At 55.9% G+C, this 15,941-nt stretch carries 13 protein-coding genes; 4 read left to right on the top strand and 9 right to left on the bottom strand.

Translation table 11 applies throughout. The features are described from left to right. Positions 1 to 98 precede the first annotated feature (98 nt). The 9 genes from ACOOFE_RS06920 to ACOOFE_RS06880 all read right to left on the bottom strand — a co-directional run bounded on the left by ACOOFE_RS06920 (position 99) and on the right by ACOOFE_RS06880 (position 12,276). Positions 99 to 1,835, bottom strand: a complete 1,737-nt coding sequence (locus tag ACOOFE_RS06920; RefSeq protein ID WP_141185727.1) for an ABC transporter substrate-binding protein — start codon at positions 1,833 to 1,835, stop codon at positions 99 to 101. Positions 1,836 to 2,233: 398 nt separating this feature from the next. Then, positions 2,234 to 3,646 (bottom strand): exonuclease domain-containing protein, encoded by a 1,413-nt coding sequence (locus ACOOFE_RS06915; RefSeq protein WP_420414278.1) that lies wholly within the window; start codon positions 3,644 to 3,646, stop codon positions 2,234 to 2,236. Further along, entirely contained in the window at positions 3,646 to 4,167 is a 522-nt protein-coding gene (locus ACOOFE_RS06910) for a hypothetical protein (protein WP_420414277.1), read from the bottom strand. The genes ACOOFE_RS06915 and ACOOFE_RS06910 overlap by 1 nt, the downstream gene beginning before the upstream one ends. Before the next feature lie 55 nt (positions 4,168 to 4,222). Beyond that, entirely contained in the window at positions 4,223 to 6,052 is a 1,830-nt protein-coding gene (locus ACOOFE_RS06905; protein ID WP_420414276.1) for a DUF294 nucleotidyltransferase-like domain-containing protein, read from the bottom strand. A 105-nt stretch (positions 6,053 to 6,157) separates the two neighbouring features. Further along, a complete protein-coding gene (locus tag ACOOFE_RS06900; protein ID WP_420414275.1) occupies positions 6,158 to 7,942 on the bottom strand; it encodes a sodium:solute symporter family protein in 1,785 nt (594 codons plus the stop codon). A 14-nt stretch (positions 7,943 to 7,956) separates the two neighbouring features. Then, positions 7,957 to 8,217, bottom strand: coding sequence for a DUF4212 domain-containing protein (locus ACOOFE_RS06895; protein WP_141185723.1), 261 nt, complete (start codon positions 8,215 to 8,217; stop codon positions 7,957 to 7,959). 603 nt (positions 8,218 to 8,820) lie between these two features. Next, on the bottom strand, positions 8,821 to 10,434 hold the full coding sequence (locus tag ACOOFE_RS06890; RefSeq protein ID WP_420414274.1) for a 5-guanidino-2-oxopentanoate decarboxylase: 1,614 nt from the start codon (positions 10,432 to 10,434) through the stop codon (positions 8,821 to 8,823). After that, a complete protein-coding gene (locus ACOOFE_RS06885) occupies positions 10,425 to 11,621 on the bottom strand; it encodes a pyridoxal phosphate-dependent aminotransferase (protein ID WP_420414273.1) in 1,197 nt (398 codons plus the stop codon). Before ACOOFE_RS06885 ends, ACOOFE_RS06890 begins: the two co-directional genes overlap by 10 nt. A 19-nt stretch (positions 11,622 to 11,640) precedes the next feature. Then, positions 11,641 to 12,276 (bottom strand): TetR family transcriptional regulator C-terminal domain-containing protein, encoded by a 636-nt coding sequence (locus ACOOFE_RS06880; protein ID WP_420414272.1) that lies wholly within the window; start codon positions 12,274 to 12,276, stop codon positions 11,641 to 11,643. A gap of 337 nt (positions 12,277 to 12,613) precedes the next feature. Here ACOOFE_RS06880 and ACOOFE_RS06875 point away from each other — a divergent pair, with 337 nt between their 5' ends. The 4 genes from ACOOFE_RS06875 (at position 12,614) to ACOOFE_RS06860 (ending at position 15,922) form a co-directional block, all read left to right on the top strand. Then, positions 12,614 to 13,387, top strand: coding sequence for an ABC transporter ATP-binding protein (locus ACOOFE_RS06875; RefSeq protein ID WP_141188706.1), 774 nt, complete (start codon positions 12,614 to 12,616; stop codon positions 13,385 to 13,387). Positions 13,388 to 13,518: 131 nt separating this feature from the next. Beyond that, a complete protein-coding gene (locus ACOOFE_RS06870) occupies positions 13,519 to 14,298 on the top strand; it encodes a transporter substrate-binding domain-containing protein (protein ID WP_420414271.1) in 780 nt (259 codons plus the stop codon). A 78-nt stretch (positions 14,299 to 14,376) separates the two neighbouring features. Next, the gene (locus tag ACOOFE_RS06865; protein ID WP_420414270.1) at positions 14,377 to 15,105 is read left to right on the top strand and encodes an ABC transporter permease; all 729 of its coding nucleotides are present in this window, start codon (positions 14,377 to 14,379) and stop codon (positions 15,103 to 15,105) included. A gap of 1 nt (position 15,106) precedes the next feature. Next, the gene (locus ACOOFE_RS06860; RefSeq protein WP_420414269.1) at positions 15,107 to 15,922 is read left to right on the top strand and encodes an ABC transporter permease; all 816 of its coding nucleotides are present in this window, start codon (positions 15,107 to 15,109) and stop codon (positions 15,920 to 15,922) included. Positions 15,923 to 15,941 lie beyond the last annotated feature (19 nt).

Here is a 15,941-nt window from a genome sequence, read left to right as displayed (position 1 = left end):
GGCGCGGAACACATGCCGCAGCCGCCTAACACATTCGGATCGGTGAAGGACCGGGGACAAGCCCCGGTCCGGAGTTTTATTTAAGACGGATCAGGTGATCACTTCTGCCAGCGAGCAACCAGTTCGTCGTAGTTGACGGTCTCGCCCTGAGGCTTCTCGTTGGCGAGTTTTGCCTTCGGAGCACCCGGCTGGGACAGCCAGTACTCAGCGTCTTTTTCTTCGTTCAGACGCGGTCCGCAACCACCGTAAACATTGGCGCGCTCGTCAGCCTGCTGCATGCGGGACATAACGATATCCATTTCCTGCGCAAGGCGGTCCATCGCCTCTTGCGGGGTGAATGCACCGGAGTTCACGTCACCAATCTGCTGCCACCAGATCTGGGCCAGCTTCGGGTAATCCGGAACGTTGACGCCAGTCGGAGACCAGGCAACACGGTCCGGGGAGCGGTAGAACTCAACCAGACCACCAAGGCGGCCAGCGCGTTCGGTAAAGGACTCATGGTTCACAGAGCTGTCACGGATGAAGGTCAGGCCAACATGGCTTTTCTTCACGTCAACAGTCTTGGAAACCACGAACTGAGCATAGAGCCAAGCAGCTTTCGCGCGGTCTTCTGGAGTGGACTTCAGGATCGTCCAGGAACCCACGTCCTGATAACCAACCTTTTGGCCTTCTTCCCAGTAAGGACCGTGCGGGCTCGGTGCCATACGCCACAGCGGGGTACCCTCGTCGTCCACGGTGTTGTTGCCTTCAGACTTCGGCTTCACCATGTCCGCGGTGAACGCGGTGTACCAGAAGATCTGCTGAGCAACATTGCCCTGGCTGAGAGCCGGCAGAGACTGGTAGAAGTCGAAGCTTGCAGCGCCAGGAGGCGCGTAGTTGCGCAGCCACTCATCCCACTTACGGATCGCGTAAACAGCCGCCGGGCCGTTTGCAGCGCCACCGCGGGTGACAGATGCACCAACCGGGTTACAAGTACCGGCTTCCATGCGGATGCCCCACTCGTCAACCGGGATACCGTTCGGCTCGCCCTTGTCGCCAGCACCGGCCATGGAGAGCCATGCATCGGTCATACGCCAACCAAGGTCCGGAGCACGTTTACCGTAGTCCATGTGACCGTAGATCGCGACACCGTCGATTTCCTTCACCTCTTTGGAGAAGAACTCAGCGATATCTTCGTAAGCGGACCAGTTGACCGGAACGCCAAGATCGTAGCCGTACTTGTCCTTAAAGGCCTTTTTCAGGTCTTCACGGTCGAACCAGTCTTTACGGAACCAGTAAAGGTTCGCGAACTGCTGATCAGGAAGCTGGTAGAGGTCGCCATCCGGGCCAGTCGTGAACTGGGTGCCCATGAAGTCAGCCAGGTCCAGACCTGGATTGGTGACGTCTTTGCCGTTTCCGGCCATCCAGTCAGTCAGGTTGTAAGCAAGCTGCAGACGGGAATGTGTCCCGATCAGGTCGGAGTCGTTGACGTATGCGTCGTAGAGGTTCCGGCCGGTCTGCATTTGGGTCTGAACGGCCTGAACAACCTCACCTTCACCGAGGATCTGGTGATTCACCTTGATACCGGTGATTTCCTCAAAGGCTTTGGTCAGGACTTCGGACTCATACGAGTGAGTCGGAATACCTTCGGACAGAACGTTAATTTCCATGCCCTTGAACGGCTCAGCCGCGCCGATGAACCACTGCATTTCAGCAAGCTGCTCATCTTTGGACAGAACTGAAGGCTGGAATTCTTGATCGATCCACTTTTGTGCTGCCGCCTCATCGGCAAAAGCAGATCCGGCTCCAGCAATCACAGCACCAGCTGCGACTGCGCAGAGAAGATACTTGCGCATCTTAAATTTCCTCCCATGAGAGTATCTAGGCCGTCATTAATCCGGCTGCCAATACTTGGACACAGGGAGATCACATTGTCAAACTAAATTTTTAGTAGATGATTTAGCCGCGCCTAAAAACTGACAAGGATTTGATTTTTTTACTATATTACAAACACCTTAAAGCGAAAAAATCCCAATTCCCTATCGAAAATTCTCCTCTCCACACGGAGAGTGTGACACAAATCTGACAAAAAACCAGCGAAAAATGCTTTCGAATAGAGCCAAAAGAAACATGATATGAAATCAAATCGCGTTAATTCGCACTGCAAACGAAACCGCACCGCACTGCAGCATACCCTCTGATCGAAGGCGATCGATCAAACCAAATGCTCTTCAAAAGATAAATTATTCTGAAATCAGTTCATGTCTTTCAGCAGCCGCCCGTGCTTGCGGGTCTCCTGAATGACCTCACCGAAGGTTTTGTAGCCTCGGGATGCAAGGATCGGCAAAAGCTTGCAAAAGGCTTCGGCGGTCGCTTCCGCATCTCCCAGCGCCGTATGCCGGACTTCGGGACGGATTTTGATACCAAGCCTCAAACACACCGCATCCAGCGTGTGCTCTTCATTCGCGCCAAACACCACAGCAGAGAGCAACACAGTATCAAGGATCGGATGATCCCAATCCAGCCCAAGAACTTTGCCATAGCGGTGCAGGAAGGCCATGTCGAATGGCGCGTTATGGGCAACAATCACCGAATCCCGGGCAAAACCGTGAAAGTCCTCGACAGCATCCAGGGCCTCCGGCGCATCAGTGACCATCTCGTCGGTAATGCCGTGCACCTTGCTGGATGCCAGCGGAATGGGACGGCCGGGATTGACCAGCTGATCCACTTCTTCACCCGGCACGATCCGTCCATTTACGACGCGGACGGCACCAATTTGTACAATCTCGTCCTTGTTCGGCATAAGTCCCGTTGTTTCCGTGTCAAACACCGTGAAGGACATTTCCTGCAGGGGCCGGTTTTCAAAGGCCCGCTCTGAATCCTGCACCTCAAGGTCAAAATCATAGATCAGCGGCCGAGCGGCATCGGGAGCAATGCGCGCGCTCGTATTATCGATCAGGATCATATAGCCGGACGCCTGACTGAGCTTCTTCAAGCGCAGCTTAAATGTCAGGTTCCCGCGAGTACCATGGACATCCGCCTCAACTTCCCGCCGTTTGTCTGTCAGCTGCTCACACGCCTTCCGCAATTCATCTTCAGAAAAATAGTCAAAGATCGAAGCGCTCAGTCGCGGGACGTGCACCTGTCCGAGCACATCGGCGGCCTGCCCGTCATACAGCATGATTTGATGGGTCGGACTGACCAGGACGATTGCGACCGGAATCTCGGTCAAAAGCAAGGCCAGATGGGCGCGTTCTGCGTTCAGCCGCGCCGTTTCTTCGGCGACAATGTCCTCAGCCCCGTCCGAGACCTTGGACAATTCCCCTGTTACAGCGGACACAGCAGGCGCCAAGTCCCCAAGATAACGTGCTTCATGATGGTCGACGGAAACCTCAACGCCGGCATGCGCTCTTGTGCGCATGGCTGCTGCAATGCGTTCGATCGGCTTTGCGACGTTTTCGTCAAACAGCAGCCAGAAGAGCGCGAATACCGCAAGCGTCCCGAAGTTCGCCAAAATACCCGCAAATAGGAAACCAGATCCAACGCCCGTTACCTCGGTACGCAGAAAACCAACATAAAGAGAAAGGCTGACGGCACCCCAGGTAACAGCTGTCAGTCCCAAAAACAGGAGAAAGATCCGCAGCCGCAAGCTGAAGGTGGTCAGCATCATCCAGCTCCGCAAATTGTCGAAACAAGCGGATCATCGTCAGGAACGTCTACCCACTCAGCCCCTTCAACGACCCCATCAACTTCAAAAGTAACCCCGTCGATCAGAGCGGCCCGCCGGGTATCAACACAATCGGTGAGCACCGGCAATTTGTTGACCGTGGACCAGCGGCCGAAGAAGTAAGCTTCAGCGAGTTTCATGCCCGGCTGAGAGGTATGCGTCTGGATGGAAAAGGTGTCGATCGCGACAAACCGCTCAACATACGGCACGAGGTAGGTCCAGGGGCGGTATACCGCCTTGTTTTCGACCGTATGAGCGACAACCAATCCGTCGGGCAATGTCTCCTTTGTCCGTTCAAACCAGCCGTATTCGTTGGAAATCGTTGCCGCCAGCATGGCAACACCAGCCATCACGGGGGCCAGCCAGCGCGGCATCTTTCCGCCGAGCGCCCGGTTGATCAGCAAGACAAGCCCCGCGGCAGCGGCACCGGCCACAATCGTTGCAATCAGTTCTACAAACATTCGCTCTCCCAACCCGGCAAGCAGCTATCCTCCCAGCCGCGTTGTCCGGTGTTTCTTAACTGAGCATTCCGCGCCCCTGCCCGGCGGCCGACTGCATGGTTTTGACCACAACAAACGCATCCCTTAAGTGACTGCGTTCAAAATCCGATAGGATCGACGGTTGCAGAAAATTGTTCGGCGGCAATCCCTGTTTGATCATATCAACCTGATGCAGCAAACGCGTCTCGGCAATTAGATCATAAGCATCAATGAGATCCCCTGCCCCGGACTGACTCAATTGACCATTTTCACGGGCTTCAACCAACCGGGCGCGGGTGTTCACCGCCCGAATTTCACCACGCAGCGCATAGATCCGGGCAAGATCCACCACCGGTACAACCCCGTTGTGTTTCAAATCGAGTGTGTTCTTGTTTTCTCCGGACCGGATCGTTGCCAGCCCGCGCAAGAGATTGAGCGGCGGCGTATGCTTCAGCGAATTGCTGATCATATGCGCCACGAAAATTGAGTTCTTGGACGCAGCCGCCAGTGTCTCTTCCTGAAGGTTGGCGAATAGTGGCGTGTGACCACCAATCGGCCGAAGATCAAACATCACTGAGCTCAGCATCTGAGCCATGGGGTCTGGCTTTTCGATCCAGCCTTCAAAATAACTTTTCCAGACTCTGACCGGCTGGCACCAGCGCGGATTGGTCGCCATCATATCACCTGGGCAATAGACATAACCGCAAGTGTTGAGACCGTCGGACACGAACTTGGCGAGTTCTGCAAAGTAGCCTGTTTGGTCGGCATCCGTGACGCCGTCGTCCAAGAACAGGCAATTGTCCTGATCGCTCACCCCAGTCTGCTCCTGGCGGCCTTGCGAGCCGCAGGCAAGCCAGAGATAGGGCACCGGCGGCGGCCCCAGTTTTTCTTCAGCCAATGCCAAAAGGCGCCGGGTGGCTATATCGGCGATATCTGTTATCAGGCGGGTCACCACTTCATGGCGGCTGCCATTGGCAACCAGCTGGACCAGAAGGTCCGGGATGCGCGCGGTCACTTTAGCGATCTCTTCTGCTGTTCCAGCAGCGCTGATCTCCCCAACCAGCTCGGCCGAACTGACGGCCTGAAAACGGGTCAAATCTGTCTGTGTGACAATACCGGCCAAGACATCGCCATTGACGATGGGGACATGACCAATGCGCCGCTCCATCATCAAATGCAGGACATCAGAGCCAATCGCGCTTGGTGCCAAAGTGACCGGATCAGCTGTCATCACCTCCCGCACAGGCGTCTCGATCGGCAGGCCTTCGGCAAGAACCTTGCCGGACAAATCCCGGATGGTAACGATCCCGATCAACCGGCCATCCCCATCCGTCACACACAGCGAGGACACGTGGTGATCGCGCATTTTGCGGGCCGCGAATTGCACATTGTCATCCGGCTGACAGGTAATCGGCGCATTTGCCATGAACGTTGCCACTTGCGTGGTCGCCAAATCCTTGTCGCGCGCCTGAGGTTTGCGGCTGCGATCAAAAAACCGGGCAAACGGCTGATGATCCTTGATCAGGTTCTGGAATGTTGCTGGCGGAACCACCAGCAGAATTGAATCGGCGTCGGCCCGGGCAGAAGTTACGGCCACACCGTCCTTCAAAAGACCGCGTTCTCCGAAGGAATTCCGGGGTCCCAGATAACTGAGTACTGCGCCTTGTTCATCCCGGACTTCGACCGCACCGTCAAAAATGATGAACAGACCGGGCAATGTTGCTCCGAACTCGTAAATCGTTCCGTCTTTTTTGACATCCCGGACATCGACCTCCTGAAGGATTGCGGTTTGCACATCTGCAGGAAGCGCATCATAGGGATGCACTGAATTCAAAAACCGCACTATCCGATCAGGTGTCAGGGGCATGCTGAAGCCTTTACACAAAAAGAAAAAATCCCGCCCAATGTGAACCGGGCAGGACAAAATCGGAAGCAGACAGACCGCCGCAGAGCGGCGGCCTGAATATCAGCTTTAGTGATCCTGAGCTGCGCCGGCACCGCGCGGAACCCGCACGCTTTCAACGAGCTGCTCGATTTCCGCCGGGATCGGCTCGGAAGATTTCGAGACGAAGTAAGCAACCGCGAAGTTCACCATGGCGCCAATCGCACCGAAGGATGTGGACTTGATGGTGCCCAGCAGCGGATCCGCATCCGTGAAGGAGTTGGTGCCCGGAATGAACAGCCAGCCCTTATGCAGGAAGATGTAGATCAGGGTGACGGAGATACCTGCGATCATGCCGGCTACTGCACCACGGCTGTTCACCTTGGTGAAGATACCCATCATCAGCGCCGGGAAGATCGAGGCTGCCGCCAGACCGAAGGCCAAGGCCACCGTTTGCGCTGCAAACCCTGGAGGATTGAGCCCCAGATAGGTTGCCACAACAATCGCGACCGCCATGGCTATCCGCGCAGACAAGAGCTCACCTTTTTCCGAAATCGACGGATTAAACGCGCCCTTGATCAAATCGTGCGACACCGCGGACGAGATCGCCAGCAAGAGACCGGCAGCCGTTGACAGCGCGGCGGCAAGACCACCGGCAGCCACGAGACCAATCACCCAGCTCGGCAAGTTTGCGATTTCCGGATTGGCAAGCACAAGGATGTCACGGTTGAACTTGGTCAGTTCGTTGCCGGCCCAGCCTTTTTCTTCAGCCATTGCCTGCATGCTGGCATTCTTGTCGTTGTAATACTGGATCTTGCCATCGCCGTTCTTGTCTTCCCAGTTCAGAAGACCGGTCTTCTGCCAGGTGTCCATCCAGTCGTACTGCGGATCATTTTCGATCTGCTCAACTGCAACCGCACCGCCGGCAATACCGCCGTTCGGCCACATCATTTCGGTGATGTTCAGGCGTGCCATGGCACCAACGGCCGGAGCGGTGATGTAAAGCAGCGCAATGAACACCAGAGCCCAACCAGCGGACCAGCGCGCATCAGCCACTTTCGGAACAGTGAAGAAGCGCATGATCACGTGCGGCAGACCAGCCGTACCAATCATCAGTGACAGGGTGAACAGCACCATGTTGAGTGTATCAGCGTGGTGGGACGTGTAGGAGTTAAAGCCAAGTTCCGTAACCACCTGGTCCAGCTTGGTCAGAAGCGGAACACCAGCGGCAACATCATCGCCAAACAGACCCAGACCCGGGATCGGGTTGCCGGTCAGCTGCAGCGAGATGAAGATAGCCGGGATGGTGTAAGCCGTGATCAGAACGACATACTGGGCGACCTGCGTGTAGGTCACGCCTTTCATGCCGCCGAACACCGCGTAGGCGAACACAACAGCCGCGCCAATCAGAAGGCCCGTTGTGTTGTCAACTTCCAGAAAGCGGCCAAAGGCAACACCAACACCGGTCATCTGGCCGATAACGTAGGTCACGGACGCAACAATCAGGCAGACAACGGCCACGATCCGGGCTGTCTGACTGTAGAAGCGGTCGCCGATGAACTCAGATACGGTGAACTTGCCGAACTTACGCAGGTAAGGGGCAAGCAGCAGCGCCAGCAGCACATAACCGCCAGTCCAGCCCATCAGGAAGGACGAGTTGTCATAGCCTGTGAAAGCGATGAGGCCAGCCATGGAGATGAAAGATGCGGCCGACATCCAGTCAGCAGCCGTTGCCATACCGTTGGTGACCGGATGGACACCGCGGCCGGCAGCATAAAACTCAGATGTGGACCCGGCACGGGCCCAGATCGCGATGCCGATGTAGAGGGCAAAGGAGCCACCCACAAACAGCAGATTGATAGTAAACTGATCCATCGTTGAAGCCGCCCTTACTCTTCTTCTACGCCGTGTTCACGGTCGAGTTTGTTCATCTTGAAGGCATAAAAGAAGATGATCCCAAGAAAGACGATGATCGACCCCTGCTGGGCAAACCAGAAACCAAGGTCAGTGCCGCCAACAGAAATTGTGCTCAAGAGCGGGCGCAGCAAAATGCCAAACCCAAAAGAGACCAGCGCCCAAATGATGAGGCTGACCACGATGATGCGCATATTGGCGGACCAATAAGCGTTGTTGGATGAGTTTTCGGACATACAGTCTCCTCCATTTGATCCTGTCACGCGCGGAGGCTCCGGCAACCGGCCCCCGGTATTTCTCCATGGCGGCCACCCTCAATTAGCAACCGTCTCGCTCCAGCTCCGGCAAATGCCAGATCCTGAATTCCATAGCCGATGAAAAGTCGGGAGTTCCGTGACCGAATTACTGGGCAGCATGTCAATGGTGAAAACAGTCACAGCAGAAAAACGAAAAACGCACTGTATCTGCTACTTTTATGCCGCCGATTTTATGTACTAAAGGCGGCAATCAGTTTCAACTTTTACATGCCCTTATCCAGTATTGGTCGAGGATCCCCCTTCCCTAGACCTCAATCCACGAACCTCTAAAAAGAGAAACTTAGATTGGCAATTGACCTAAAGTGACTAGCGCCACCGAACTTCACTGGAATTTAAGGATTGTTTTCTACTGATAATCAAAATTTACTCAAGACTACTTAGGTAGGCCCATACTTCCGTAGGATCATCTTAAGTCTATTAAACTTATGAATGAGAAAAAGGGCGCCGCGCTGGAGATTGCGCCACGCCCAAAAAGGATCTGATAAGCGAACAAATTGGTTAAAAGCGCACCGTTTTCGCGCTCTAAACGCCGGCTCCACGGGTTCTCGTTTCGTGGATCTCGATCAGGCTAGGACCTCCCTCACCGGCCAGCCGCCGAAGCGCTTCTGGCAAGTCGACAACATCATCCAAGCGCACCGCTGGCACGCCATAGGCCTCAGCAATCTTCAGAAAATCCGGCGCAGACGGTGTTACCCCTTCCGGAACAATGCCGCTGTCTTCCATGTAGGTCTTGATCTCACCATACCCGTCATTGTTCCAGACCAGAAAAATGACATTGGCACCGCAATCCTTGGCCGATCCGATCTCGGCCAGGGAAAACTGGAACCCACCGTCGCCAACGATGCAGACAACCGGCTTTTCCGGCGCACCCAGGCTGGCCCCGATCGCGGCTGGCGGTCCGTAGCCCAACGCGCCATAACCGGTCGCGGCATTAAACCATCCCTTGGGTTGGCCGGCTTCGAAATAGAGATTTCCGGAGTAAATCGCCTGGGTCGAATCGCCGACAAGAAAACAGCCAGGAAGGGCATCCCGGATATTCTCCAGGATATTGATTTCCAAGCGCATTTTCGGACTGAGGCTTTCTAGTGAACCTCTCTGGCACTTGTCAGCGCGTTCTGCGCCACCTGTGCGTCCACTCAGACCGCCGACCATCGGCAAAAGGTCAGCCAAAAGCTGGTCGACTGTGGACAGGATTTGAAGAGAGGCCGCCGGACCACGGGCAAGCTGATCCGCATCAATATCCACCCGCACCAGATTGCCAAGCTCTGGGAACCCGCCGTCGGCATACATGTCGTAGTCGGTTGCTCCCATTTGCGTTCCCAGCGCGATCACCAGATCGGCGTTGGCAAGCATGTCCCGGACAGGCTGAAGGCTCGGGCTTGCCGGCACCGACAACGGATGACCTGCAAACATACCGCGGGCGTTCACCGTTGTGACCAGAGGCGCATCCAGAGCTTCCGCCAACATCTTAATCTGCTCGGCGGACGAAATAGACCCACCACCGCACAGGATCACCGGCGCCTGAGACTGACGGCATTTTTCGGCCAAAGCTGCAACTTGAGAAACGGATGCCCGCGGCCCGAAGGTTTTTATGGGATCCGGCACCTCAATCACGATTTTTGAATCCATCACATCGGTTGGGATCTCAATATGAACCGGCCCCGGGCGGCGGGACTGAAGGATTGTAAAGGCCCGCTCCAAGACAGATGGCAGATCGGCCGGATCCAGCAACGTGTGGGTCATATGCGACACGGTGGCCATGGTCGCCCGCTGGTCCGGCAACTCGTGCAGACAGCCGCGACCATGCCCAAGACTGCCCCGCGAATTAACGCCGGATATAACCAGCATCGGTATCGAATCTTGATATGCCTGGGCCATCGCCGTGATTGTGTTGGTGAGCCCCGGCCCTGTGATAACCAGCGCCACACCGGGTTTGCCTGTCACACGCGCATAGCCGTCAGCCATGAATCCAGCACCTTGCTCATGGCGCGGTGTGATATGGCGAATACTGGAGGTCGCGAGCCCCCTATAAAGTTCTGCAGTGTGAACGCCCGGAATTCCAAAAACGGTGTCCACACCATAGACTTCCAGCAAATCGATCAGAACTTCGCCGACGGTCTTTTCCGCTACGCCCATTTTTTATTTCCTGCACCCGCACCAAGTTCATCTGCAAAGGCTGCGATCCGGTCTGCAGCTTCTAAAAGCTTTTCGTCCGCAACGGTCAGCGACAAACGAATGAAACCGGCAGCCTGATCGCCGAACGAGGCCCCCGGCATCACGGCGACATGTTTTTCATCAAGCAGACGGGTCGCAAATGTTTCTCCATCCAGACCGGTCTCCCGGACATCAACCAGCAAGAACATGCCCGCTTCCGGCATCATCGGCCGCAAGGCGCCATGGCCGCCAAGGTGATCCATGACAAGGCCCGCGCGTCGCTGGTAGCTCTCACGCATACGCTCTGCCGTATCGAAGTTTCCGGAGACCGCCATGGCGGTCATATCGGCGATAAACGGCTGACCACCAAACAACATGGTTTCGGAAACGGACAACAGACGGTCGCAGAACTCCTCCGGACCAACGGCCCAACCCGAGCGAAACCCAGGAGCGGCGTGAGACTTCGAAATCGAAGACACCGCGATTGTCCGCTCTTGCAATTCCAGGATATCGAACGGAGAGACGAACTCACCGTCAAAAATCAGCTTCTCATAAACTTCGTCACACACGATCCAGAGATCATGACGGCGGCAAACCTCACCTATCGCCGCAACTTCGTCTTTGGAAAGAGTTGCACCGGTCGGATTGTGCGGATTGTTCAACAAAAGCACCCGGCAGTCTGGTGTAATCGCCTGCTCGAGGTCTTCAGCCTGCAGATGAAATCCTTGTTCCGGACGCAGCGGCACGGGAACCATCGATGCCCCGGTGGCTGCAACCACGCCTTCGTATGTGGCATACAGCGGATCTGGCACCAGAACCGCGTCACCACCCTCAACGAGACCGAGCATGACAGCAAACAGTGCCGTCTGCGTTCCCGGGAAACAGAGGATGTTGCGTTCAGTGACACCAGGCTGGCGCTTCCGGTATTTCTCGGTCAGGGCTGAAACGATTTTCGGCTCACCCCGGCCATTTGAATAGCGGATCCGTCCTTCCCGCATCGACCGGTTGGCTTCGTCCAGCAGGGCTGTATCCGGCATGATGTCCGGCTCGCCAATCGTGAGTTCAATGACGGACGTGCCAGCCGCCATCATCTCACGAGCTTTGAGATGCACAGTCCATTTTCCTGAGCCCAAATGGGCCAGACGATCGGTGATCGACGCATAACGCATAGTCGGTCTCTCAGGTTGGTTAGTCGTCGGCGGCGAGTTTGATGCCGCCCAACAGGGCTTCAACGGATTTAATGGCAATGCCAGGCAAAGGCGTTTCGGAAAAAAGATCGCCAACCAGCGTGCCCTCCAGCCAAAGGCCGTCGATCACACCGTTGATAGCAATCGACAACTCCCGGCAGCGTGTGTCATCAGGCACTTCTCCAGCCTCTGCCAACACCTCAGACACAAGTACTTCGAGCGCGGAGCGAAAAGTGAGATAACTCTCCCGGTGGATTTCGGCAAAAGCAGGATCTACGCGGACATGACTGATAAAAGCGGCCCATAGTGATAGAGACCGGCCGTCGGCGACCGGAGGTGTCAGGTTGGCAACGATAAAATCATGCAACCGGGCCCGTGCGCTTGTCTGTCCCACGTCAGCAGCTGCTGCCACCTTTGATGTCATCCCGGTCATGACTTCGCGATAAGCGGCCTGCAGCATCTGATCCTTACTGGAAAAATAGTGCCGGATGAGGCCTGGAGTGACCCCAGCGCGTGTTGCGACTTCTCGAACGGTCGCGCGTTGCAAACCAAGTTCTGAGATGCAGTCGAGCGTCGCGTTGATCAAGTCCTGGCGGCGCTCTGCCTCGCTGGCGCGATGAAAAGTACGCCGGCTCATTCAGCACTCCTGAGCGAAACAGCAACGAAAAACGGCAAGAGCACAGTGCCGGAAGACGGCAGATATTGCGTGATTTTGGTCATCTCCGCCCCCTTCATCATTCGCGTTTCCTTATGGCCTCCGCTTAAAAAAGCTGGATAGATTCGTAAAACCGCTCTCAATTATACGACTGAATAATAAGCACACAAGCCCAAATTATACACTTGAATAATTACGAACTGGATGCAAAGCTAACAAGACATATCGGGACGGAAAGCTGGCACCGCACCGTTTAAAACAACAAGCCAGCGGGAACAGTAACAACAGCGGTCCGGCGTTGCCGGGCAATGGCGGTATGATGGAACCTGTGGCGCCAGCCATAGAGGTGCGAGACCTCTTTAAACGTTTCGGAGCACTTGAAGTGCTCAAAGGTGTTTCGCTGACAGCTAACAAAGGCGATGTCATTGCGATCATCGGAGGATCGGGCTCCGGTAAATCAACGCTTTTAAGATGCATCAATATGCTGGAGCTGCCGAGCGCCGGGTCGGTCACAATCCATGGCGAGCCGATTTCATTAAAAGACGATGGCCACTACGGCCTACGCCCAGCAGACCGCAAGCAGATCGAACGCATCCGCAGCCAGCTGGCGATGGTCTTCCAAAGTTTCAATCTCTGGCAGCACATGACAGTCCTGCAAAACGTCATTGAAGTGCCCGTCCATGTTTTGGGTATGAAACGCGATCAGGCCGTTGAAATCGCAGAGGGTCTTCTTCGGCGGGTCGGCCTTCAGGAAAAACACGACGCCTATCCGGCTTTTTTATCCGGCGGCCAGCAGCAGCGCGCAGCGATCGCCCGAGCCCTCGCCGTCCAGCCGCTTGCGCTTCTATTTGATGAGCCCACTTCCGCCCTCGATCCGGAGCTGGTCGGAGAAGTTCTGAGCGTCATCGGCGATCTGGCGCAGGAACACCGGACCATGGTGCTGGTCACGCACGAAATGAAGTTTGCCCGCGAAGTCGCAAGCCATGTCATCTTTCTGCACAACGGCATCATCGAAGAACAGGGACCGCCGGACCAGGTTTTTGGCGCGCCGAAATCGGACCGACTGAAGAAATTCATCAGTTCGGTCCACTAAAGGGCCAGGCCTTGCCGGGAGGACAAAGGCAGGGGCTGGACGCTTTTAAAGAACGGGCATCCCGTGGCTCACATGCGCGGGCTGGTCAAGCCGGGCCTTCCGGCAAACAAACCGAAAAACAGGGGAACAGCATGAAACAGATCTTCAAAGCAGCATTTGTTGCAGCGGCAGTCAGTGCCACTGCAGTCACCGGAGCGCTGGCTCAAGACGTTAAAGTAGGTGTTGCTGCTGAACCATATCCGCCGTTCACATCGCCAGATTCCAGCGGCAAATGGGTTGGCTGGGAAGTTGAGTTCATGGAAGCGATTTGCGCAGAAGCCAAACTCAACTGTGTCATCACTCCTGTTGCTTGGGACGGCATCATTCCGGCTCTGACATCCGGCAAGATCGATATGATTGTCGGCTCCATGTCGATCACTGAAGAACGCCTGAAAACTATCGACTTTTCGGACAAGTACTACAATACACCGACCAGCGTTATCGGCGCCAAGGGTGACAGTTTTGATGCCACTCCGGAAGGCCTTTCGGGCAAAATCCTCGGTGTGCAGGTGTCCACCATCCATGCCGCATATGCCGACAAGTATTTCGGCCCGACCGCTGACGACATCAAGCAGTATCAGACCCAGGATGAAGCCAACCAGGACCTCGCTGCCGGCCGTGTCGATGCTGTCCAAGCTGACGCCATCGCACTGGATGCTTTCCTGAAATCCGAAGCCGGCGCTTGCTGCGAGCTTAAAGGCAACGTTGCAGACGATCCGGCTATTCTCGGCGCCGGTGTTGGCGTCGGTCTGCGCAAGGGCGAAGACGAGCTGAAAGGAAAGATCAACGCCGCGATCGCTGCGATCCGTGCCAACGGCACATACGAGGAATTCTCCAAGAATTACTTCGACTTCGACATCTACGGCGGCTAACGGCCAGTCCCTACCTAACCCCGCCGGCGTTTATTGACGTCGGCGGTTCTTCGATAAAACTAAGGTGATTTGCCGTCGATGGCTGTTGATGCCGGTTTCTTGAACCTCGAACTCCTCGCACTGTCACCACCCGGTTGGGGCGGCGTGCTCCTGCAAGGATTTGCAGCGTCTCTGCAGATTGCCGTTGGTGGCTTCAGTCTCGGCCTTCTGATCGGAATTGCCGGTGCATTCGGCAAGCTTTATGGCGGCCCGATCCTGCGGGATTTGCTGGAAATCTATACGACGATTATCCGCGCAGTGCCGGAACTTGTTCTCATTCTTCTGCTTTATTATGCGGGGTCCGATGCGGTAAACGCGATTCTCGGCCTGGCAGGATTGCCCCGGGTCGACATCAGCGGCCTTGCTGCCGGGATTTTTGTCATCGGCGTCGTCCAAGGTGCCTATCAAACAGAAGTCCTTCGCGGCGCGATCAAGGCCATACCGCCAGGCCAGATTGAAGCGGCCCGCGCTTACGGCATGTCACCCTTCAAAACCCTGCGCCGCATCACTTTGCCGGCAATGTTGCCTTACGCCATTCCCGGCCTGTCCAATCTCTGGCTTATTGCCACCAAAGACACGGCTCTTCTGGCCGTCGTCGGGTTCAGCGAATTGACGCTTGTCACAAGGCAGGCGGCCGGCAGTACAAAAGCTTACATGCTCTTCTTCTGCGCCGCCGGGGTCCTCTATCTCACGCTAACGCTGGTATCCAACCGGATCATCTCCATCATCGAAAGACGCGCAAGACGCGGCATCGCGGGGCCTGTGTGACATGAGCGAGACAAAAGTCACCATGCCGGCCTATGTGCCGCCGCCGCCTCGCCGCCTGTTGGAGCCACACAGGATTTTCCTGATTGCCGTCTTTGCGGTGATCGTTGGCTGCGCCATTTATTTCCTGCGCTGGGACTGGCTGCCGAAATACCAGAGCAAGTTGATTTACGGCATCGGCGAAACCCTGTTCCTCCTGTTTTCAACGGCCGCGGCTGGATTTCTATTGGCCTTGCCACTTGGTCTTGTACAGGTCACCGGCCCTTGGCCGCTGGCGGCCATAGCGAGGGGCTTTTGCACGCTGATCCGAGGCACTCCGCTTCTGCTGCAATTGTGGCTGCTTTACTACGGCCTTGGATCCGTTTTTGCGCAATACCCGGAAATCCGTCAGTCGATGTTCTGGCCCTATCTGCGCCAAGCCTGGCCTTATGGTTTCACTGCGTTGATGCTGTCGTTTGCCGCCTATGAAGGTGAAGTGATGCGCGGCGCCTTTGCCGGTGTCCCGCGCGGCGAGCTGGAGGCCGCCCGTGCTTTTGGCATGAGCCGCTTTACCATGTTCCGGCGGATCTGGTTGCCACGGGCCATTTACCGCGCGCTGCCAACCCTCAGCGGCGAAACCGTGCTGCAACTAAAAGCCACGCCGCTCGTCGCGACCATCACGGTCGTTGACGCTTACGCCATCATTTCCCGGGTCCGCCAGGACACCTATCTCACCTACGAACCACTGCTTCTCCTGGCGCTTATCTATATGTGCCTGACCGGAATTCTGGTATTGCTGTTCCGCTTGTTGGAAAACCGCATTCCTAGCCGCGGGACCTAAGCGACGCCTCAATTTCACA

This window comes from Roseibium sp., assembly GCF_965216085.1.
Classification (GTDB): Bacteria; Pseudomonadota; Alphaproteobacteria; order Rhizobiales; family Stappiaceae; genus Roseibium.
The sequence above is the reverse complement of the archived record's forward strand: the minus strand, read 5'-3'. Positions and strand labels throughout refer to the sequence as shown.